Origin of the sequence: Streptomyces sp. NPDC032940 (genome assembly GCF_040636935.1) — a bacterium.
GTDB lineage: Bacteria > Actinomycetota > Actinomycetes > Streptomycetales > Streptomycetaceae > Streptomyces.
Genome location: NZ_JBEZVJ010000006.1, coordinates 36,718 through 56,768, shown reverse-complemented (window position 1 = coordinate 56,768; position 20,051 = coordinate 36,718). Strand labels below are relative to the sequence as shown.

The 20,051-nt window shown below is 74.0% G+C and carries 22 protein-coding genes; 17 read left to right on the top strand and 5 right to left on the bottom strand.

Going from position 1 to position 20,051, the window contains the following annotated elements; translation table 11 throughout:
• Positions 1-18: 18 nt before the first annotated feature.
• Both AB0E77_RS10420 and AB0E77_RS10415 read right to left on the bottom strand, forming a co-directional pair.
• Positions 19-2,412, bottom strand: coding sequence for a phosphoketolase family protein (locus tag AB0E77_RS10420; RefSeq protein WP_361568386.1), 2,394 nt, complete (start codon positions 2,410-2,412; stop codon positions 19-21).
• A 382-nt stretch (positions 2,413-2,794) separates the two neighbouring features.
• Entirely contained in the window at positions 2,795-3,073 is a 279-nt protein-coding gene (locus tag AB0E77_RS10415) for a metal-sensitive transcriptional regulator (protein ID WP_361568383.1), read from the bottom strand.
• Positions 3,074-3,149: 76 nt separating this feature from the next.
• On the opposite strand from AB0E77_RS10415, the gene AB0E77_RS10410 reads away from it, so the two are divergent.
• The 4 genes from AB0E77_RS10410 (at position 3,150) to AB0E77_RS10395 (ending at position 7,910) form a co-directional block, all read left to right on the top strand.
• A complete protein-coding gene (locus AB0E77_RS10410; RefSeq protein ID WP_361568380.1) occupies positions 3,150-3,797 on the top strand; it encodes a TetR family transcriptional regulator in 648 nt (215 codons plus the stop codon).
• A 96-nt stretch (positions 3,798-3,893) separates the two neighbouring features.
• Positions 3,894-5,468 carry an MDR family MFS transporter gene (locus AB0E77_RS10405; protein ID WP_361568842.1) on the top strand — a complete coding sequence of 525 codons (1,575 nt, stop codon included), beginning with the start codon at positions 3,894-3,896 and terminating at the stop codon, positions 5,466-5,468.
• A gap of 299 nt (positions 5,469-5,767) precedes the next feature.
• Positions 5,768-7,402 carry a ribosomal protection-like ABC-F family protein gene (abc-f, locus tag AB0E77_RS10400; protein WP_361568377.1) on the top strand — a complete coding sequence of 545 codons (1,635 nt, stop codon included), beginning with the start codon at positions 5,768-5,770 and terminating at the stop codon, positions 7,400-7,402.
• A 55-nt stretch (positions 7,403-7,457) separates the two neighbouring features.
• Positions 7,458-7,910: an NAD(P)H-dependent oxidoreductase gene (locus tag AB0E77_RS10395; protein WP_361568374.1), complete on the top strand. Its 453-nt coding sequence runs from the start codon at positions 7,458-7,460 to the stop codon at positions 7,908-7,910.
• 23 nt (positions 7,911-7,933) lie between these two features.
• Here the strand turns inward: AB0E77_RS10395 and AB0E77_RS10390 are convergent, their stop codons facing one another.
• The 3 genes from AB0E77_RS10390 to AB0E77_RS10380 all read right to left on the bottom strand — a co-directional run bounded on the left by AB0E77_RS10390 (position 7,934) and on the right by AB0E77_RS10380 (position 11,485).
• Positions 7,934-8,866, bottom strand: coding sequence for a M56 family metallopeptidase (locus AB0E77_RS10390; RefSeq protein ID WP_361568371.1), 933 nt, complete (start codon positions 8,864-8,866; stop codon positions 7,934-7,936).
• Positions 8,867-8,872: 6 nt separating this feature from the next.
• On the bottom strand, positions 8,873-9,259 hold the full coding sequence (locus AB0E77_RS10385) for a BlaI/MecI/CopY family transcriptional regulator (RefSeq protein WP_361568368.1): 387 nt from the start codon (positions 9,257-9,259) through the stop codon (positions 8,873-8,875).
• Positions 9,260-9,385: 126 nt separating this feature from the next.
• Complete coding sequence (locus AB0E77_RS10380; protein ID WP_361568365.1) at positions 9,386-11,485, bottom strand: DUF1996 domain-containing protein; 2,100 nt, start codon at positions 11,483-11,485, stop codon at positions 9,386-9,388.
• A gap of 742 nt (positions 11,486-12,227) precedes the next feature.
• Here AB0E77_RS10380 and AB0E77_RS10375 point away from each other — a divergent pair.
• From AB0E77_RS10375 to AB0E77_RS10315, 13 genes are all read left to right on the top strand, one after another.
• A complete protein-coding gene (locus AB0E77_RS10375) occupies positions 12,228-12,680 on the top strand; it encodes a hypothetical protein (protein ID WP_361568363.1) in 453 nt (150 codons plus the stop codon).
• Positions 12,681-12,817: 137 nt separating this feature from the next.
• Positions 12,818-13,474 carry a class I SAM-dependent methyltransferase gene (locus AB0E77_RS10370; RefSeq protein ID WP_361568360.1) on the top strand — a complete coding sequence of 219 codons (657 nt, stop codon included), beginning with the start codon at positions 12,818-12,820 and terminating at the stop codon, positions 13,472-13,474.
• A gap of 112 nt (positions 13,475-13,586) precedes the next feature.
• The gene (locus AB0E77_RS10365; protein ID WP_361568357.1) at positions 13,587-13,904 is read left to right on the top strand and encodes a gas vesicle protein; all 318 of its coding nucleotides are present in this window, start codon (positions 13,587-13,589) and stop codon (positions 13,902-13,904) included.
• 37 nt (positions 13,905-13,941) lie between these two features.
• Positions 13,942-14,472, top strand: a complete 531-nt coding sequence (gvpJ, locus tag AB0E77_RS10360; protein ID WP_361568355.1) for a gas vesicle protein GvpJ — start codon at positions 13,942-13,944, stop codon at positions 14,470-14,472.
• Entirely contained in the window at positions 14,469-15,248 is a 780-nt protein-coding gene (locus AB0E77_RS10355) for a GvpL/GvpF family gas vesicle protein (protein WP_361568352.1), read from the top strand. Before gvpJ ends, AB0E77_RS10355 begins: the two co-directional genes overlap by 4 nt.
• Positions 15,249-15,252: 4 nt before the next feature.
• Positions 15,253-15,531, top strand: coding sequence for a gas vesicle protein GvpG (locus AB0E77_RS10350; RefSeq protein ID WP_361568349.1), 279 nt, complete (start codon positions 15,253-15,255; stop codon positions 15,529-15,531).
• Positions 15,528-16,112 (top strand): hypothetical protein, encoded by a 585-nt coding sequence (locus AB0E77_RS10345; protein WP_361568346.1) that lies wholly within the window; start codon positions 15,528-15,530, stop codon positions 16,110-16,112. Before AB0E77_RS10350 ends, AB0E77_RS10345 begins: the two co-directional genes overlap by 4 nt.
• Entirely contained in the window at positions 16,109-17,017 is a 909-nt protein-coding gene (locus AB0E77_RS10340) for an SRPBCC family protein (protein WP_361568343.1), read from the top strand. The genes AB0E77_RS10345 and AB0E77_RS10340 overlap by 4 nt, the downstream gene beginning before the upstream one ends.
• Positions 17,018-17,035: 18 nt before the next feature.
• Positions 17,036-17,380: a gas vesicle protein gene (locus tag AB0E77_RS10335; protein WP_361568340.1), complete on the top strand. Its 345-nt coding sequence runs from the start codon at positions 17,036-17,038 to the stop codon at positions 17,378-17,380.
• Positions 17,377-18,258, top strand: coding sequence for a GvpL/GvpF family gas vesicle protein (locus tag AB0E77_RS10330; protein ID WP_361568338.1), 882 nt, complete (start codon positions 17,377-17,379; stop codon positions 18,256-18,258). Before AB0E77_RS10335 ends, AB0E77_RS10330 begins: the two co-directional genes overlap by 4 nt.
• Entirely contained in the window at positions 18,255-18,503 is a 249-nt protein-coding gene (locus AB0E77_RS10325; protein ID WP_361568335.1) for a gas vesicle protein, read from the top strand. The genes AB0E77_RS10330 and AB0E77_RS10325 overlap by 4 nt, the downstream gene beginning before the upstream one ends.
• A complete protein-coding gene (locus tag AB0E77_RS10320; RefSeq protein WP_361568332.1) occupies positions 18,500-18,793 on the top strand; it encodes a gas vesicle protein K in 294 nt (97 codons plus the stop codon). Before AB0E77_RS10325 ends, AB0E77_RS10320 begins: the two co-directional genes overlap by 4 nt.
• Before the next feature lie 101 nt (positions 18,794-18,894).
• A complete protein-coding gene (locus tag AB0E77_RS10315) occupies positions 18,895-19,992 on the top strand; it encodes a substrate-binding domain-containing protein (RefSeq protein ID WP_361568329.1) in 1,098 nt (365 codons plus the stop codon).
• Positions 19,993-20,051 lie beyond the last annotated feature (59 nt).

The window sequence follows — 20,051 nt, the reverse complement described above, 5'->3', positions numbered from 1 at the left end:
GCGCTGCGGCACGGCGGATCAGCCCTCCCAGGACCAGTCGGCGACCTCGGGCAGGTCGACGCCGTGTTCCCGGATCCAGTCGTGGTGGCGCAGCCGGGTGTCCTCCATGCGCTGCCGTACGGCCGCGGCGCGCACGGCGAGGCCCGGCACCCGGTCGATGACGTCCATGACCAGGCGGTAGCGGTCCAGGTCGTTGCCGAGGACCATGTCGAAGGGTGTGGTGGTGGTGCCGATCTCCTTGTAGCCGCGCACGTGCAGGTGCGGGTGGCCGGAGCGGCGGTAGGCGAGGCGGTGGATGAGCCAGGGGTAGCCGTGGTACGCGAAGATCACGGGCCGGTCGGCGGTGAACAGCCCGTTGTACTCGAACTCGCTCATGCCGTGCGGGTGTTCCTCGCCGGGCAGGAGCCGGGCGATGTCGACGACGTTGACCACGCGCACCGCCAGGTCCGGCAGGTGGCGGCGGATGAGCTGGGCGGCGGCCAGCACCTCCTGGGTGGGGACGTCGCCCGCGCAGGCGAGCACCACGTCGGGTTCCCGGGTGCCGTCCTCGGTGCCGGCCCACTCCCAGATGCCGGCGCCGCGGGCGCAGTGGACGCGGGCCTGTTCCATGGTCAGCCAGTCGAAGCAGGGCTGTTTGCCGGCGACGATCACATTGACGTAGTCGCGGCTGCGCAGGGCGTGGTCGGCGACGGACAGCAGGGTGTTGGCGTCCGGCGGCAGATAGACCCGTACGGCCTCGGGGCTCTTGTTGAGGATGTGGTCCACGAAGCCGGGGTCCTGGTGGGAGAAGCCGTTGTGGTCCTGGCGCCACACGTGGGAGGTGAGCAGGTAGTTGAGGGAGGCGATGGGGGCTCGCCAGGGCAGGCGGCGGGTGACGCGCAGCCATTTGACGTGCTGGTTGACCATCGAGTCGACGATGTGGACGAAGGCCTCGTAACAGGAGAACAGTCCGTGCCGGCCGGTGAGGAGATAGCCCTCCAGCCATCCCTGGCAGGTGTGTTCGGACAGGATCTCCATCACCCGGCCGTGCCGGTCGAGGTTCTCGTCGACGGGCAGGATGTCCTCCTGCCAGGCCTTCCCGCTGGCGGTGTAGACGGCCTCGAGCCGGTTGGAGGCGGTCTCGTCGGGGCCGACGAGGCGGAAGTCGCGCCGGTCGGCGGTGGCCGCCATGACGTCAGCGAGCAGGCCGCCGAGGACCCGGGTCGGTTCGTGCGTGCTCGCGCCGGGCTTGTCCACGGCGACGGCGTACGTGTCCAGGGGCGGCAGGGGCAGTTCGCGCAGCAGCAGGCCGCCGTTGGCGAAGGGGGTGGCGCCCAGGCGGCGCGGTCCCTCGGGACAGGCGGCGAGGACGGCGGGGCGCGGGGCGCCGGTGTCGTCGAAGAGTTCCTCGGGCCGGTAGGAGCGCAGCCACTGCTCCAGCTGCCGCAGGTGCTCCGGGTCGGTGCGGACGGCGGGGAGCGGGACCTGGTGGGCGCGCCAGGTGTTCTCCACGGGCAGTCCGTCGACCTCGGCGGGTCCGGTCCAGCCCTTCGGGGTGCGCAGGACGATCATCGGCCAGCGGGGGCGCTCTCCGGCGCCGTCCTCGCGGGCGGCGCGCTGGATCGCGGCGATGCGGTCCAGGCAGGTGTCCATGGCGTGGGCCATCGCCCGGTGGACGGCGGCGGGGTCGTCGCCGGTGACGTGGACCGGGTCGTGGCCGTAGCCGCGCAGCAGGTCGTCGAGTTCCTCCTCGGGGAGGCGGGCCAGGACGGTCGGGTTGGCGATCTTGTAGCCGTTGAGGTGCAGGATCGGCAGGACGGCGCCGTCGTGCACCGGGTCGAGGAACTTGTCGGAGTGCCAGGACGCCGCCAGGGGGCCCGTCTCCGCCTCGCCGTCGCCGATCACGCAGGCGACCACCAGGCCGGGGTGGTCGAAGGCGGCGCCGTAGGCGTGCGAGAGCGAGTAGCCGAGCTCGCCGCCCTCGTGGATGGAGCCCGGGGTCTCCGGGGCGACGTGGCTCGGCACGCCGCCGGGGAACGAGAACTGCCGGAAGAGCCGGGCCATGCCGTCCGCGTCCCGGGTGACGTCCGGGTAGGTCTCGGTGTACGAGCCCTCCAGCCAGGAGTTGGCGAGGACGGCGGGTCCGCCGTGGCCGGGGCCCCAGATGCACAGGGCGTCCAGGCCGCGGGCCTTGATCACGCGGTTGAGGTGGGTGTGGACGAGGTTGAGACCCGGTGAGGTGCCCCAGTGGCCGAGGAGGCGCGGCTTGACGTGTTCCGGGCGCAGGGGCTCGTTGAGCAGCGGGTTCGCCATGAGGTAGATCTGGCCGACGGAGAGGTAGTTCGCGGCGCGCCAGTGGGCGTCCAGGGTGGCGAGCTCCTCGTCGGGGAGACCGGGGGGCTCGGGGGGCGCCTGCTGCGTGTCGGCGGACATCGGGGGTCCTTTCCGTGTCGGGACAGCGGTCGGGCGGGCGGACGACGCGGGGTGGTGCGGCGGTGGTGCTCCTGCACATCCCAACCCTGTGGGGAGGGAGCGGGTACCCGACAGGGCCGTTCGGGTCACGTCGGATCCTGAGCGGGGGGTGCCGACGGGGTGGGTGCGTCATGTGGTCCGGCGTTTGCCGTGGCCGGCGGCGGGGTGGGGCGCGTGCGTTTCGCGGCCCGGCGTTGCGGGGCGTCTCCCCCACAGTCGGCTTCGCCCGCAGCCACGTACGTGCGGGCTGCACGGCCGTCATCGGCGCCGACTCCGGTGGCGGCCGTGCTGGTGCGGCGTGTACCCCAACTTCTCGGTGGCACCCCGGAGTTGTACGGAAAGGTCAGGCCAGGGACAAGAAGAGCTTCTCCAGGCGGGCGCGCATCTGCGCTGAGTCGCGGACCTCGGGGTCGTCACTGGTCATGCACTGCTGAAGCCCCGTGGCGATGATCGAGAAGCCGGCCCGGTCCAGGGCGCGGGAGACGGCGGCGAGCTGGGTGATCACGTCCTCGCAGTCGCGCCCCTCCTCGATCATCCGGATGACTCCGGCCAGCTGGCCCTGGGCGCGCCGCAGCCGGTTGAGTGCCGACTTCAGCTCCTCGGCCGACATGTCGAGTTCCACGCGTCCTCCTTCAGATACCCCTGCGGGTATGGTACCGCGAGGGAGGAATTTTGCAGGGCATGCATCTTTGCATACCATGCAAATTATGTCGGAGAAGAGTCCCGCCACGGGCGGTCTGCGGGAGCGGAAGAAGCGGGCCACGCGCGCCGCCCTCGCCGAGGCGGCGGTACGGCTCGCGGCCGAGCACGGGGCGGACAAGGTCACCGTCGAGGCGATCAGCGCCGCGGCCGGGGTGTCCGTGCGGACCTTCTTCAACTACTTCGACACGCGCGAGGACGCCTTCGTCGTCATCGACGCGGACGCGGGCGCGCGGATACGGCGCGCCGTGCTCGGCGCACCGGCCGGCCTCTCCCCGCTGGAGGCCCTGCGCGAGGCCATGGCCGCGGAACTCGCCGAGGCGGAGCAGCAGCACGAGCTGTGGCGTCTGCACGCCGAGGTGCTGCACGCCTCCCCGCACCTCCTGGCGCGCGGCGTCGGGGCGCACATGGCGGCGGAGGCCGACCTGGCCGATGCCATCGCCGTCCGGCTGCACGGGACCTCCGGCGACGGGGAGCGGCCCACGGACCCCGGTCTCTACCCGCGGCTGCTGGCCGCGGTGGCGAGCGCCGCGGTGCGGACCAGCGTGGACCACTGGTCGGCCCACCAGCAGGAGGCCGCCTTCGTGGACGTTTTCCACGAGGTGTTCACCCTCCTCGCCGCCGGTCTTCCGGCGCCTCCCGCGTGACCGCCGCGCACAACCATCGCGACCCCCACCCCACCATCACGTGAAAGAGTTGCCGTGACCGCACCTCAGGCGCCCGACGACGCGCCTCCCACCTCCATGACCCACCGGCAGATACTCCAGGCCATGTCCGGGCTGATGGCCGGCATGTTCGTCGCGATCCTGGCCGGCACCGTCGTCTCGAACGCGCTGCCCACGATCATCGCCGACCTGGGTGCCAGCCAGTCCTCCTACACCTGGGTCGTCACGGCGGAACTGCTGGCCATGACGGCGACGGTGCCCCTGTGGGGCAAGCTGTCCGACCTCTTCAACAAGAAGCTGCTGCTCCAGCTCTCGCTGTGCATGTTCGTCGTCGGCTCGCTGCTGGCGGGCTCCTCCCACGGCGTCGGCCTGCTGATCTTCAGCCGCGTGGTGCAGGGCATCGGCGCGGGCGGTCTGACGGCCCTCGCGCAGGTCGTGATGGCCTCCGTCATCCCGCCGCGCCAGCTGGGCAAGTACGCCGGCATCTTCGGCGCGGTGTTCGCCGTGGGTACCGTGGCCGGACCACTGGTCGGCGGTGTGCTGGTGGACACCTCGTGGCTGGGCTGGCGCTGGTGCTTCTTCATCGGCGTGCCGTTCGCGCTGCTCGCCATCGCGCTGCTCCAGCGCACGCTGCGGCTGCCGACCACGCGCCGCGAGGTGCGGATCGACTGGCTCGGCGCGTTCCTGATCGTCGCCGGCGTCTGCGCGCTGCTCATCTGGGTGTCGCTGGCCGGCAACGAGTTCGACTGGGCCTCCTGGCAGACCGGCGCCCTCGCGGGCGGCGGCGTGCTCCTGCTGGCCGCCGCGGTCCTCGTGGAGGCCCGTACGGCCGAGCCCGTCATCCCGCTCGGCATCTTCCGCAACCGCACGGTGACGCTCACGACCGTCGCCAGCCTCCTGGTCGGCGTCGCCATGTTCGGCGGGACGGTCTTCCTCTCCCAGTACTTCCAGGTCTCCCTGGGCAAGTCGCCGACGGTCGCCGGTCTGATGAGCCTGCCCATGATCCTCGGTCTGCTGGTGTCGTCCACCGTCGCCGGCCAGGTGATCAGCCGCACGGGCAGGTGGAAGCGGTACCTGGTGGCGGGCGCGGTCGTCATGGCCGCCGGCCTCGCGCTGCTGTCCACCATCGACGCCGAGACCCCCTTCGGTCTGCTGAGCCTCTACATGGCGGTCCTCGGCATCGGCGTCGGCATGCTGATGCAGAACCTGGTGCTCGCCGCGCAGAACGACGTGCCCGCCGCCGAGCTGGGCGCCGCGACCTCCGTGCTGTCCTTCTTCCGGAGCATGGGCGGCACCATCGGCACCAGCGTCCTCGGCGCGATCCTCGCCAACCGGGTCACCAGCGAGATGACCGAGGGGCTCAGGAAGGCCGGCCTCACCGTGCCGGCCGGTGAGGGCTCGGGCGAGAGCAGTGTGCCGGACATGTCCACGCTGCCCGCCCCGATGCGGGAGATCGTCGAGCACGCCTACGGCGTCGCCACGGCGGACCTGTTCCTGGTCGCCACGCCGTTCGCGCTGCTGGCGCTGGTGGCCGTCGTGTTCCTGAAGGAGAAGCCGCTCAAGACCACCAGCGGTATGGAGCGTCTCGCCGAGGAGTCCGGCGAGGCCGCCGCGGCACCGGCCCGCAAGGGTCCGGCCGCGCCCGTCGGCTGATCTCCCGGCAGGCACCGCACGACGGAGCCGGCTCGCCCACCCGGGCGGGCGGCTCCGTCGTGTGCGCGGGCCGCCCCGTGCGCGGAGCCGGCTGTTACGCTGGTGGAGACGTTGATCGCGTATCGAGAGGTCCCGGACATGGTGGGTGACGACGACATCTGCGGGTGATACCCCGCGCTGAAGGCCACGGGCAGGCACACAGGAGCGCCGCCTCAGTGGTCTCTCTCGTCGTTCCCTTCTCCCCTGTCTGCCCGGGCGGGCGTGTCCACTCCCCCGCCCCTCTTTCAGCGAGGTCACCCATGTCCGACGCCGCCGTCGTCTGCTCGAACCTCTCCTTCTCCTGGCCCGACGACACCCCCGTCTTCGAGGACCTGTCGTTCACCGTGGGCCCCGGCCGCACCGGCCTGGTGGCGCCCAACGGCTCCGGCAAGAGCACCTTGCTCCGTCTGATCGCCGGGGAACTGCGGCCCGGCGCCGGGTCCGTGTCCACCGCCGGCAGCGTCGGCTATCTGCCGCAGACGCTCCCCCTGAGCGGTGATCTCACGGTGGCGCGGGTGCTGGGCGTCGACGGCGTGATCCGCGCCATCGACGCCGTCGAGTCCGGCGACGTGGCCGAGGAGCACTTCACCGCCATCGGCGACGACTGGGACATCGAGGAACGCACCCGTGCGCAGCTCGACCGCCTCGGCCTGGGCGACCTCACCCTGGACCGAAGCCTCGGCACGCTCAGCGGCGGCCAGATCGTCTCCCTCGGGCTCGCCGCACAGTTGCTGAAGCGGCCCGACGTGCTGCTGCTCGACGAGCCCACCAACAACCTCGACCTGGACGCACGGCACAAGCTCTACGACGTGCTGTCGGACTACAAGGGCTGTCTGCTGCTGGTCAGCCACGACCGCGCCCTGCTCGACCGCATGGAACGCATCGCCGAACTGGACCGCGGTGAACTGCGCTTCCACGGAGGCGACTTCACCGCGTACGAGGAGGCGGTGCGGGCCGAGCAGGAGGCCGCCGAGAAGAACGTCCGCAACGCCGAGCAGGAACTGAAGCGGGAGAAGCGGGAGATGCAGCAGGCCCGGGAACGGGCCGAGCGCCGCGCGAGCAACGCCGCCCGCAACCTCAAGAACGCCGGTCTGCCGAAGATCTTCGCGGGCACCATGAAGCGGGGCGCACAGGAGTCCGCGGGCCGGGCGGGCCAGACCCACGCGAACCGGGTCGGCGAGGCCAGGGCCCGGCTGGACGAGGCGGGGCGCGCGCTCCGCGACGACCAGCGCATCGTCATCGACCTGCCGGACACCGACGTACCCGCCGGCCGCACCCTCTTCCACGGGGAGGGGTTGCGGGTCCGGCTCGGCGACCGGGACGTGTTCGCCGGCCGGGGCGTCGACCTGTCCGTCCGGGGCCCCGAACGAATCGCTCTGACCGGCCCCAACGGCGCCGGCAAGAGCACGCTGCTGCGCCTGCTGAACGGCGACCTCGAGCCCGGGGAGGGCACGGTCCGGCGGGCCGACGGGCGCGTCGCGTATCTCTCGCAGCGGCTCGATCTGCTGGACGAGGACCGCACGGTCGCCGAGAACTTCGCCGCGTACGCGCCCGGCCGGCCCGAGGCCGAGCGGATGAACCTGCTCGCCCGCTTCCTCTTCCGGGGGACCCGCGCCCATCTGCCCGTGGGCGTGCTGTCCGGCGGCGAGCGGCTGCGGGCCACCCTCGCCTGCGTCCTGTGCGCGCAACCCGCCCCGCATCTGCTGCTCCTGGACGAGCCGACCAACAACCTCGACCTGGTCAGCGCGGAACAGTTGCGGAGCGCCCTGAACTCCTACCGGGGAGCCTTCGTGGTGGTCAGCCACGACGAGCGGTTCCTCCAGGAGACCGGGGTCGGCCGGTGGCTGCGGCTGGCCGACGGCACCCTGACGGAGACGGCGGCTCCCGAGGTGTGAGCCGCCGCCCGGTGTCTGTTGCGGCCGGAGGGTGGCGGAGGGCAGGCTTCGGGGTGTGACCACCTTGCTGATCGTGCATCACACCCCGTCGCCGAACTGCCAGGCGATGCTCGAGGCCGTCGTGTCCGGAGCGACCGCACCGGAGATCGAGGGTGTCCGGGTCGTCCGGCGGGCGGCCCTCGCGGCCACGGCCGTCGACGTGCTGGAGGCCGACGGCTACCTGCTGGGCACCCCGGCCAACCTGGGCTACATGTCCGGCGCCCTGAAGCACTTCTTCGACCAGGTCTACTACCCGTGCCTGGACGAGACGCGGGGCCGGCCCTTCGGCTACTACGTGCACGGCGGCAGCGACACCACCGGCGCGGTGCGCGGCATCGAGTCGGTGACGACCGGTCTCGGCTGGCAGCGCGCAGCCCCGGCGGTGACGGTCGCGGGTGAGCCCGCCAAGGCCGACCTGGAGGCCTGCTGGGAGCTGGGGGCCGCGCTCGCCGCCGGGCTGACGGACTGACGGGCCGGGCGCGGGCGCCTCGGTCAGAGGGGCGTCGCGGCGCGCAGGACGAGGAACATGGTCACCGCCGCGTTCGCGGACGACATCGCCGAGACGGCCGTACCGGCCGCCGCGCCCCACACCGCCAGCCCCACCGAGGTGAACACGGAGGGCCAGGTGCGGATCGTTGGGGCCGGGCCGAGCAGGGCCGCCACCCGGCGGGGCACCGGCCCGGGTGCCGCGAGGCCGGCCAGCGTGGCGACCGGGGTGCCGCGGGAGACGAGGGCGGCCTTCCCGATGGCGGTCGCCACCGCGCGGCGGTCGCCGACCGTCCGCGCGGCCTCCTCGTCGGCCCAGCGCTCCGCCGTGTAGGCGACGGCCGTACGCAGCGGCCGCAGGAAGGGGTTGGCCAGCGCGGCGAGCCGGACGGCGAGCAGGAACCGGTGGTGCCGGGCGGCGAGGTGGGCCCGCTCATGGGCGAACAACGCCCGCCGCTCGGCCGGTCCGAGGCACTCCAGCAGGGCCGTGGTCACCACCACCCGGTCCCTTCGCCCGCCGGGCAGGGCGTACGCGTAGGGGACCTCGTCCGGCAGCACGGCCACGGAGGTGCCCCGCAGTCCGGCCAGCGCGCGGTGGGCGCGGCGGCGCACCCGGCCGTGGCGCCACAGGGTCCGGGACGCGGTCGCGACCACCGCGCACAGCGCCGGGATCGCCGCCTTGCCGGCGACCTCGTCGTGGGGCAGCGCGGCCCGCACCTGAGGGTCCGACCAGCCGTCGGGCAGCGGATTGCCGGGGAGCTGTGCGGTGCCGACGACCATCAGCAGGGCGAGGCACACCGTGCTGCACAGCGCCATCACCGCGGCCACGGCGGTGAGCAGCCGGGTCGCGGTCCGCGGATGCAGATGCTGTTCGGCCAGGCGTGCGATCGGCCACGCGGTCAGCGGCAGGACGAGCGGCAGGAAGACGAAGACCCCCATGAGGCGTCAGTCTTCTCCTTCGGCCCGTGCCGCGTCGTCCAGCAGTTCGCGCAGCAGGCGTTCGTCGGCCGGGTCGAGGCCGGTCACGAAGCTCGCCAGTACCGCCTCGCGGTCGCTCTCCGCGTCCAGCACCCCGCGCATCCTGCGGGCGGCCAGCCCCGCCGGGTCGACGGGCGTCCAGACGAAGGAGCGGCCGGCGCGCTCCCGGCTCACCGCACCCTTGTCCAGCAGCCGGGTCAGGATCGTGACCACCGTCGTGTAGGCGAGGTCCCCGCCGAGGCGCTCCTGCACCCGGCCGGCCGTCACCGGGCCGTCCGCCTCGCGCAGCACCGCGAGCACCAGGGCCTCCAGTTCGCCCTGCCCCCGCCGCCGGGGACGCCGGTGATCCGTCACGCCCGTACTCCCTCGCACCGCTGTCTACCTGCCGGTACGCCATCGTATCGACGCCGTGGCGGGTCCACGCCGCCGACGCCGTTCGGTCCCGGCCGGCGTCGGGACCGAACGGCGCCGTCACCGGTGTCACCGGGTGCGCCGCCGGGTGCGGAGCAGCAGCAGGCATCCGGCGGCGAAGAGGACGCCTCCGGCCGCCGCGGGCCACAGCCCGAGGCCCGAGCCCGTCTCGGCGAGGCCGCCCCGGGCGCCCTGCGGCTCGCTCGCGGAGCCGGCGGCCTCGGCGGCGCCGCTGCCGCCGTCCGTGCCGCGCGTCCGCTCGGGCGCGGCCGTGTCGCCGTTCGCGGCGCCCGCCGTCCCGGCCGGTGTGGTGGCGGGCGTCGTGGCGGCCCGGGGTTCGGCGGCGGTGCGGGAGGCCTCGGGCCGGTCCGGGTTCGCGGGGTCGGTCTGCTTCCCGTGCTGCCCGGCGCCGGCCGGTGCCGACGCGCTGCCGTCGCCTGCGGCCGGGGGTGCGTCGGTCCGTGCGCCGCCGTCGCCCGGCTGCCGCGGCGCCTCCTGACCGTTGCCGTCGTCGGGGGCGGCGGAGACCTCGGGGGTCATGGAAGGCTCAGGGGTCTGGGGGGTCTGCGGGTTCTCCGGGGCCTGGGTCGGCTGCTCCTGCGGAGCCTCGCTCTCGGCGGGGCCGGGCTCGGCGGGCGTGTCCGGGCCGCAGGAGCGGCCGCTGTTGATGCAGTCGACCATCTCGCGCATCAGGTCCTCGTCGAAGACGTTGATGAAGTCGCTGTGGTCCGTGACCGGCTTGTGCAACTGCTCGGGGAAGGAGTCCACGGCGAACAGCGGCGTCGTCCTGCCGCCGTCGCCGAGGCTGGGAGCGTCCACGTCGTAGACGATGCGCTGCACCAGCCGCGGGATGGGCTGGAAGCCGTCCGGGCAGCTCCCGTCGGCGGCGGCGAACGCCACGTGGGTACGGTGGTTGGCGCTGTCGGTGTTGCGGCCGTCCCAGCAGCTCTGGAAGGTGAAGGTGCGCACCACGTCGCTGCCGGCCGGGCAGAGCGGGTACTTGTCCTCCAGGCTCCGGTCCTCGAAGCCGGTGCAGCTCCAGGAGGCGTTGGCGTTGGTGTCCCCGTTGACGAACGCCTTGGCGTCGCCGGTGATGATGCGCAGCAGCCTCGGCATGTCCGTGACCTTGCCGCGCTCGTTGCCGGCGAACGTCAGCGTCACCTCGGCCGGCGTGACGATCTCGCCGGCGTTGCCCTCGATGCCGCCGCCGGGCGACTGGGCGTCCTTCTCCGTGGTGCCGTTCTGCAGGCGCAGCACCGGCCAGTAGTAGGACGACTTGTCGCCCTGGTCCGCGCAGCTGGTGCCGGCGGCGGCCAGGTCGTCGTCGGAGGCGAAGGCGGTGTTGCCCTGGTTGCCGACGTAGTCGTGGAAGTGGTGGGCGCCGTTGCCGACGCCGGGGGCGGCGATCACGTTGTCGGAGTTGAACAGTCCCTCGGCGTTGACGCCGCAGCTGGTGGTGAAGGTGCCGCGCGAGGCGTCCTCGTCCTGGCGCGGCTTCACGGCGTTGGGCTGCACCGTGGTGATGTCGGCGTAGTCCGCGGCGACGGGGCCGTTGCCGGCCTGGCCGCCGTTGCCCTGTTCCTGTTCCTGTTCCTGCTGCTGTCCCTGTCCCTGTCCCTGTTCCTGCTCTTCGCCGGCCTGTTCGCCGTCGCCGCTCCCGTCCTGCTGCTGCCCGTCCGGGCTGCCGCTCGGCGTGCCCTGGGTCGCGACCGCGGTGCGTCGCAGGGTGCACGCCGCGAGGGCCTCCAGCCCCTCGGGCCGGTCCCCCGCGCCGTCGACGGCCGTGACGATGCGGGCGATGGTCTCGGTCCGCTGCTGCTCCAACGGGTCGAGGATCGCGCCCTCGTCGACCGTGCCGTCGTCGGCGGCGCCTGCGGCTTCCTGGAGTTGGCGGTAGGCCGTGGCGATCTGCTCGTCCAGTCGGGCGAGTTCGGCGTCGACGCCGGGTCTGGCCGGTTCGGGGACCGTCGTCAGCCGCTCGCTCAGGTCGGGGCAGTCGACCGTGGCCGCGACGCCGGAACTGCCCAGGGGAACGGGGCTGTTCGCCGACTCGGTCGCCGAGGCGAACACGTTGACGGCGACGAGGCCACCGCCGCCCAGTATCAGCGCGACCGCGGAGAAGGTCGCGCGCCGCGCCCCGGTCGGGCGTCTGCGCCTGTTGTGTCCCAAGGCGTGCTCCTGTGTCGTGCGTCGTGGCGGTCCCGGGCATGCGATGCCCCCGGCTCCATACGGAGCCGGGGGCGCCGGTGTTCAACCGCCCCGTGGATTCTCAGGAATCCCTCACCTCACGGGCGCGGGAAGCGCCCACCGCGGATCCCGGCCCTCGCGGGGCACGGAGGCCGGCAGCAGCCGGGTGTGGTCGGGTCCGGCCGGCACACGGCGGGTGGGCCCGCATGGCGAGCACCCGGGCGCTCGCGACCGCCGCCGGCCGCCGGACGTCTGCCGGGGCCGTGCGCCGCCCTCCCGTCCCCGAGCCCGACCCGGTCCAGCGGGACCGCGGCCTCTTCCCGACCCCCGGCCAAGCACACCGGGGACACCGCGCCGCGAGCGGGCCCGGCCGGCCCGCGCCCGGGAGATCCACGGAGAACGACACGTCGTCGGCGGCGGTGAGCCGGCGCGTCCGGGCAGGGGGTACGTCCTGCGCGGGCGGTCCACGTCGAGCAGGGCGCTGTCGTCGGTCACGAGACGCCCGCTCGCGGGGTCCGGGGCGGACTCGCTCACGGGGTCCTCCTCTCGGCGGCCGAGGACGGGGCGGCCGGGGACAGGGCGGCGGGGCCGGCGACAGCCGGGTGCGGCGCGCGGGCCGCGGCGCGAGCCCACGGGGGGCCTCTGTTAGGCCGCCACGAGAGGGGAACCCGGGGGCCGTCGTGACCGTCGTGCGCCAGCGCGCCCGTACCGAGGGAGTTCCGGTATGCAGTCACTGATCAAGGGCCTGGTCGCCGGCGCGGCGGGGACCGTCGCGCTGAACCTCACCACGTACGGCGACATGCTGCTGCGCGGCCGGGGGTCCAGCGACATGCCCGCCGAGGTCGCGGACCGGGTCGCCGACCGGGTCGGGCTGGTGCTCGGCGACGAGGAGACGAAGCCGAACCGCGAACAGGCCGTCGGTGCCCTGCTCGGCTACGCCACCGGCCTCGGGGTCGGGGCGGCCTACGGGCTGCTGTGCCGCCACCGCGGGCCGCTGCCGGACTGGCTGGCCGGACCGCTGCTCGGCGCCGCAGCCATGGTGGGCAGCGACGTACCGGCCGCGGCGCTCGGCGTGACCGACCCGAAGCAGTGGGACCGCACGTCCTGGGTGTCGGACATCGTGCCGCACGTCGTGTACGGCTTCACCACGGCGTCGGTGTACCAGGCGCTGCACTGAGGCGGTGAGCGGGCACGCGGTGGCACCGGCCGGGCCGCCCGCTGACGGCGCGGGACGGCCGGCGGGCCCCTTGCCGGTGGCTGCGCCGCGGTGGAACGATGATCCCGGCACCGGCTCACCCCACCGGAGGTACCCCCGTGGCCGACGGACAGCAACGACCCCCGGCCGCCGCCGTGTTCGACGCGCTGGGCGCCGACTACGAGAAGGCGTTCGCCGGGGCGCCGGCGCACCGTCGCTCCCTGGAGTGGCTGCTCGGGCGGCTCGCGCCGGGCAGCCGGGTGCTGGACGTCGGCAGCGGGACCGGACGGCCCACGGCCCGGACCCTCGCGGACGCCGGTCACCGGGTCGACGGCGTCGACGTCTCCCCGGTCATGGTGGAGCTGGCGTCCCGGCAGGTGCCGGAGGCCTCCTTCCGGTGCGCCGACATCCGCGACGTCCCGCTGACCGACGGCTCGTACGACGCGGTCTGCGTGTACTTCGCCCTGCTCCAGCTGGACCGGCGGGAGCAGACGGACGTCGTCCGGCGCCTCGCGCGGACGCTGGCCCCGGCGGGACACCTGGTCCTCGCGACCGTTCCGCTGGACGTGGAGGGCGTCGACGCCACCTTCATGGGGCAGCCCGTGCGCGTGACCAGCTTCACCGCGCCGGACTTCGTCGCCGTGGCCGAGGGCGCGGGTCTGGAGGTCCTTGAGCGGGAGGAGCTGCTGTTCACCCCGGCCCACCCGGACGCCGGGCCCGAACCGCACCTCTTCCTGCACTGCCGGCGCCGGACCACCGCGACGCCCGGCGCCTGAGCCCGCCGCCCGGCGCATCTCCGCCCCCCTCGCGGTGAGCGGGGCGCCGGCCCGCGCCCGGATGGGGTAACAGGGGGCGCGCGGACCGGGACGCGCGGCCAGAGTGGGCTCCATGACAGAACCTGGCGAGCGACGCCGCGGCACGACGTCCACGACCACGCGCGAGCGTGCCGTGCGGGACGCCCGGGAGGCCGCCCGACGCGCGGCGGACGCCCTGTCCGAGCTGATCCGGCACCGCGTCGAGGGGGTCTCCGCGGTGTGCCGCAGCGAGGACGACGGGTGGATCGTCAACGTGGACGTGCTGGAGGTGGCGCGCATCCCGGACACCACCAGCCTGCTCGCCACCTACGAGGTCGAGCTGGACGAAGCGGGCGGTCTGCTGCAGTACCGCCGGATCGCCCGCTACCGGCGCGGTGCCCAGGACCAGTGACCCGGGCCGCCGGCCCCGCCCCCGGAAGGACGACCGCATGATCACCTATGACGACGAGATCGTCTGCGCGCCCCGCGCCGGAACGCTCTACGACGTCCTGGAACTCATCCTCGACCGCGGCATGGTGATCGACGTCTTCGTGCGCGTCTCCCTGGTCGGCATCGAGATCCTCAAGGTGGACGCGCGCATCGTGGTCGCGAGCGTCGACACCTATCTGCGGTTCGCCGAGGCCTGCAACCGCCTGGACCTGGAGCACGACGTGCGGTCCAAGACCGTGCCCGAGCTGTTCGGCGGGCCGGTCGCCAAGACCGTGGGCCGTGCGGCCGCCAGACGCGGGACGCGTTCGCTGACCGACCGGGTGCGGGACATGCTCGCGCCCGAGGAACCGGAGCCGGCCGCGGAGGAGGAAGAGGAGGAGCCCCTCCCCCGGCGGCGCACCGGCTCCCCCGCCCGCGAGCGCGAGGAGCGGGCCCAGCGGCCCCGGAGCCGTACGGCCGGGCGTCCCCGCGGTGACGACGACCGCCCGCGCAGCCGCCCGCGCCGGCACACGGGAACGGAGGAGGAATGACCGTGTCCGCGACAGCCCCCAGCACCACCGCCGACGCCGTCGCGGAGTCCGGTGCCGCACTCTACGTCTACGGCATCGCCCCCGCCGGGGTCCGCACGCCCCGCTCCCCGGGGGTCGGCGGCGCCCCGGTGCGGCTGCTCACCGAGTCCGGCCTGAGCGCGGCGGTCTCGGACACGCCCGCCCGGCTCCGGCCCCGGCGCCGCGACCTGATGGCCCATCAGGCGGTGCTGGACGAACTGGCCGCGCAGGGGCCCCTGCTGCCCATGCGGTTCGCGGTCCTCAGCCCCCGGGTGGACGTCCTGCTCTCCCAGCTCCGCTCCGACGCCGGCCGTCTGGAACGGCAGCTCGACGGCGTCCGGGGGTGCGTCGAGCTCAACGTCAAGGGCGCGGTCGTGCCCGGTAGTTTCGCCGAGCTGGTGCGCCGGGACGAGAAGCTGCGGGCCCTGGCCCTGCGGACCCGGCGCCGCCCCGACTACGAGGCCAACGTCCGGCTCGGCGAGGCGCTCGCCCGGGCCGTCCGCCGCGAGGCGCGGCGCGCGGCCCAAGAGGTACTGGACCGGCTGACCCCGCTCGCCGTGCGCACCGTGGGCGGCCCGACCGGCGACGACCAGGTGCTGAGCGCGTCGTTCCTGCTGCGCTCCGCCGACGAGGACCGGTTCCGGCAGGCGGTGGACGCGTGCGCCCGTGAGCGCGGGGACCGCATCGCCCTCAGCGTGACCGGCCCCCTGCCCTGCTACAGCTTCGTCGACCCGTCCCCCGCGCCGGCCGGGCGGTGACGCGGTGGGCATCGTGAGCGGCCTCCTCCTGCTGCCCCTGGCCCCGGTGCGGGGCACGGCGTGGATCGCGGACCACCTGCTCCAGGAAGCCCGGCGTCAGCTCCACGATCCGCGTGCCGTGCAGGCCCGTCTGGCCGCGCTCAACCGGGCGCTCGACGAGGGCGCGATCGACGAGGCGGCCTTCGAACGCGAGGAGGAGCGCCTGCTCGCCCTCCTCGACCGCCCGGCCCGGCCCACGGGCCGCACCACCATCACGCATCCAGCGCACGGAAGGCACCCATGAGCGACAGCAAGGCGGCCCTGGCGGCGGCCATGGCGGGCGGATACCTCCTCGGCCGCTCGAAGAAGGCCAAACTGGCCCTCGTGGTCGGTTCCTACCTGGCGGGGCGGCGCCTCGGGCTGTCCCCGGCCCAGGTGCTCTCCCAGGGACTGGGCAGGCTCCAGCTGACACCGCAGCTCCAGGAACTGTCGGACCAGGTGCGCGGCGAGCTGCTGACCGCCGGGCGCACGGCCGTCACGGCCGCGGCGAACCGCCGGCTCACCGGCCTCGCGGACAGCCTCCGCGACCGCACCGACGCCCTCGACGGCGGCGGCCGGCGGGACGACGAGGACACCGCGTACGACGACTCCGACGGGTACGACGACTCAGACGACGCGATGGACGAGGCCGGCTACTTCGACGACGAGGAGTGGGAGGAGGACCAGGAGCCCGCCCCCGCGCCACCGAGGAAGACGGCGCGGAAGGCTCCCCCGCGCAAGGCCGCGCCCGCCGGGAAGCCACCGGCGAAGAAGACGGCCGCGAAGAAGACCGCCGCCCGGAAGGCCGCGCCGTCGCGGAAGGCACGGGGAGGTGGGCGCGGATGAGCCCCGCCGGACCGGGGGACGGCGCATCCCCCCTGGGCGACGTGAAGGACGCCCTCGGCGGCTACCTCTCGGCCGCCGGACGCAGCCTCGTGGGCAGGGCGGGCAAGGGGATCGGCGGTCTGACCGACCGCCTGACCGATTCCGCGAACAGCGGCTCGGACTCGGGCTCGGGCGGGAGTGGCTCCGGAAAACGGCGGGGCGGCTCCGCGGGCAGCGTGAAGGCGACGCACATCATGGAGACCGTCGACATCGGCGTTCCCCTGCGCACCGTCTACGACCAGTGGACCCAGCTCCAGGACTTCAGCTCCTTCACCAAGGGCGTGCGCAGCGTCAGCACCTCCGACGAGGTCACGTCCGACTGGAACGTCAAGGTGGGACCGTCGAGCCGGAGCTGGAAGGCGACCGTCGAGGAGCAGGTACCCGACGAGCGGATCGCCTGGACCTCCGAGGGGGCCAAGGGCAGCACCCGCGGTGTGGTCAGCTTCCACGAGCTGGCACCCCGGCTGACCCGTGTCGTCGTGGTCGTCGAGTACTACCCGGCGGGCTTCTTCGAGAAGACCGGCAACCTCTGGCGCGCCCAGGGACGCCGGCTGCGGCTGGACCTGAAGCACTTCGCCCGGCACGTCACCCTCCTGGGCGACGTGGAGGTGGAGGGCTGGCGCGGCGAGATCCGCGACGGCGAGGTCGTCCGGAGCCACGAAGAGGCGCTGGAGGACGAGGACGAGGGGTCGGACGAGGAGTACGACGACGAGGACGAGGACGACGAGGACGAGGACGAGGACGAGGACGACGAGGACGCGGACGACGGCGAATACGACGAGGACGAGGACGAACCCGACGGGGACGACGAGGACGACGAGGACGACGAGGACGATGACGACGAACGAGCCCGCCCGCGTCGCTGACCGCCCGGGGAGTACGCGGTGACCGACCTCGACCACGGATACCCGGGACCGGCGGCCGAGCCCTGTGCCCCCGCCGCCGGCAGCCTCGCCGACCTGCTCGAACGCGTCCTCGACAAGGGCATCGTCATCGCCGGCGACATCAAGATCGACCTGCTCGACATCGAGCTGCTCACCATCCGGCTGCGGCTCTTCATCGCCTCGGTGGACACCGCGAAGAAGGCGGGCATCGACTGGTGGGAGACCGACCCGGCGCTGTCGTCCCGGGCCGCGCGGGACGAACTCGCCGAGGAGAACGCGCGGTTGCGGGCACAGCTCGACGAACTGACGGAGGCGGTCGAGGAGACGACGGGAGCCGTCCGGTGAGCGGGCGCCCGGCCGGCCTCGCGGAGGCCCCTGTCCTCGTCTGCGCGTTCGCCGTCACCCGCACCCCGCCGGACCCCGCCGCACTCGCCGCGGCGACCGGTCACGAGGAGGGCGGCCCGCTGCGCGTACTGCACACGGACGGCCTGTGCCTGCTCGTCCAGGACGTCCCCGCGGAGCTCTTCGACGACGCGGCGCTGGCCGAGCGGCTGGGCCGGCCCGACGAACTGGAGCGGTGCGCCCGCGCGCACCACCGTGGCGTCGAGGCCGCCGGCGGGCGGGGCCGCTCCGTCGTCCCGCTGCCGCTGGCGACCCTGTACCACGACGACGGGAGCGCCCGGCGGGCGATCACCGCCCGTGCGGCGGAACTGAGCGCGCTGCTCGACCGCCTCCAGGGCCGCACGGAATGGGCGGTGAAGGTGCATGCCGCCGAGGCCGCGTCACAGCCCGATGCCCGTTCTGACGGCGACACCGGCCCGGGTGCGGGCGGGCGTGCCTACCTCAGCCGGGCCAGCGCCCGGCGGCGCGACCGGCACGACGCGCACGCGAAGGCTCTCGCCGAGGCGGAGGCCGTCGACGCGGAACTGCGGCGGTACGCCGTCGCGGCGACCCGGCACCGCCCGCAGAGCGAGCGGCTGACGGGCCGGCGCTCCCCGCAGCTGCTGAACTGCGCCTACCTCGTGGAGGACACGGAGGGCTCCGCCTTCGCCCGCGCGCTGGCCCGGCTCACCACGGACCGTCCGTACCCGGCCGTCGAGGTCGGCGCCTCGGGCCCGTGGATCCCGTACTCCTTCGCCCGCTGGGACCAGGCGCCGGACCGGCCCCAGGAGGAGCGGGACCGACCCCGACCGGAGCACGCGGAGCAGGGAGCCGGCTCATGACCGCCGTGGCACCCCGCAAGCCGGGTCCCGCGCCCGTGCCCTGGGGCGGGCCGGAGCCGTACGCGCCGGTCGGGGTGCCCCTGGTCGACCTCCTGGACCGGGTGCTGGCGACCGGTGTCGTCGTCAGCGGGGACCTGGTCCTGGCCATCGCCGACGTCCCCCTGGTGCGGATCTCCCTGCACGCACTGCTGTCGTCGGTGAACGAGCGCGTGCCCGCCCCGTGGCCGGACAGCGGGCCGCTGTGACCGCGCCCCGCGCCCACGCCCTCGACCTGGACCCCGAGCGCGTGACGAACGACCTGGCCGCCCTGGTGCTCACCGTCGTCGAGCTGCTGCGCCAGCTCATGGAGCGCCAGGCCGTGCGCCGCTTCGACGAGGGCACGCTGAGCGCCGAGCAGGAGGACCGGCTGGGCACGGCGCTCATGCTGCTCGACCGGCGCATGGACGACCTGTGCGCGCAGCACGGCCTGAGCCGGGGCGACCTCAATCTCGACCTGGGCCCGCTGGGCATGCTGCTCGCGGACCCCGAGCCGTAGGTCCGTAGACCGAGACTCCCGATGCCCGGGACACCGGATGTGAGCGATCGTTATGATGACGCCGAATCGCTCAAACGAACATCTGCGGGTGGGGAGTCCTGATGCGGGAGCCGGTCGATGTCAGGCGGCAGCGGATCCTGGCGGCGGTCCAGGCGCGCGGTACCGCGCGGGTGCGCGATCTCGCCGACGAGTTGCAGGTCTCGGTCGTGACGGTCCGCCGGGACGTGGAGGAGCTGACGCGGGAGGGCAGGCTGCGCCGCGGGCACGGCGTCGTCCGCTCGACGCTGCCCGCCCCCGAGGTGCCGGCCCGCGAGCCGGCCGGCGGCGACCGGGTGGCCGTGGTCGTGCCGGAGCGGCACTCGTACCTGACCGAGACGCTGCACGGCGCCCGCACGGTGCTGGAGGAGGCGGGCGTGCGCCTGGCGCTGCACATCGCGCCCCAGGCCACCGGGGCCGAACGCCCGCTGGTGGAGCGGGCGATCGAGGACGGCGCCCGGGGGGTGCTGCTCGCTCCCCGGTGGAGCACCCTGGCCGCCGAGGAGGCCGACTACGGGTGGCTGGCGGGGCTGGACGTGCCGACGGTACTGATGGAGCGGCGGCCGCGGCGCGGCAGCGCGCCGCACTCGCTGGACTCGGTGTGCTCGGACCACTGGTACGGGGCGCATCTGGCGGTGGAGCACCTGGTGGGGCTCGGTCACCGGCGCATCGTGTTCGCGACCCGGGACGACAGCCCGACGGCGCGCACGCTGCGGGCCGCGTTCGCCGGGATCGCCGGGACGCATCCGCTGGTGGAGCACTGGGCGTGGGCGCTGAGCGCACCGGAGTCGGGGCCGGAGGGGCCGTACTCGGCGCAGGAGACGGCCGGGCTGCCGGAGCTGCTGCGCGGGACGGGGGCGACCGCGGTCGTGCTGCACGGCGACGTGGACGCGCTGATGATCGTGCAGCGGCTGGCGGACGAGGCGGTGCGGGTGCCGGAGGACTGCTCGGTCGTGGCGTACGACGACGTGGTGGCCGGGCTCGCCACACCTCCGCTGACGGCCGTGTCCCCGCCCCGGGCGGAGGTCGGCCGGGTGGCCGCCGAGCTGCTTCTCGAGCGGCTGCGGGAGACGGGCGCACGGCCCACGCGGCGCGTCGAGCTGCTGCCGCGGCTCATGGTGCGCGGCTCCACCCGTCCCGCGGTCGACACTATGAGCGTTTGAGCGCTTTATTTTCTTCTGATCGATCTATTGACCGTTTCCATCGGGCCGGTCCAGGATTC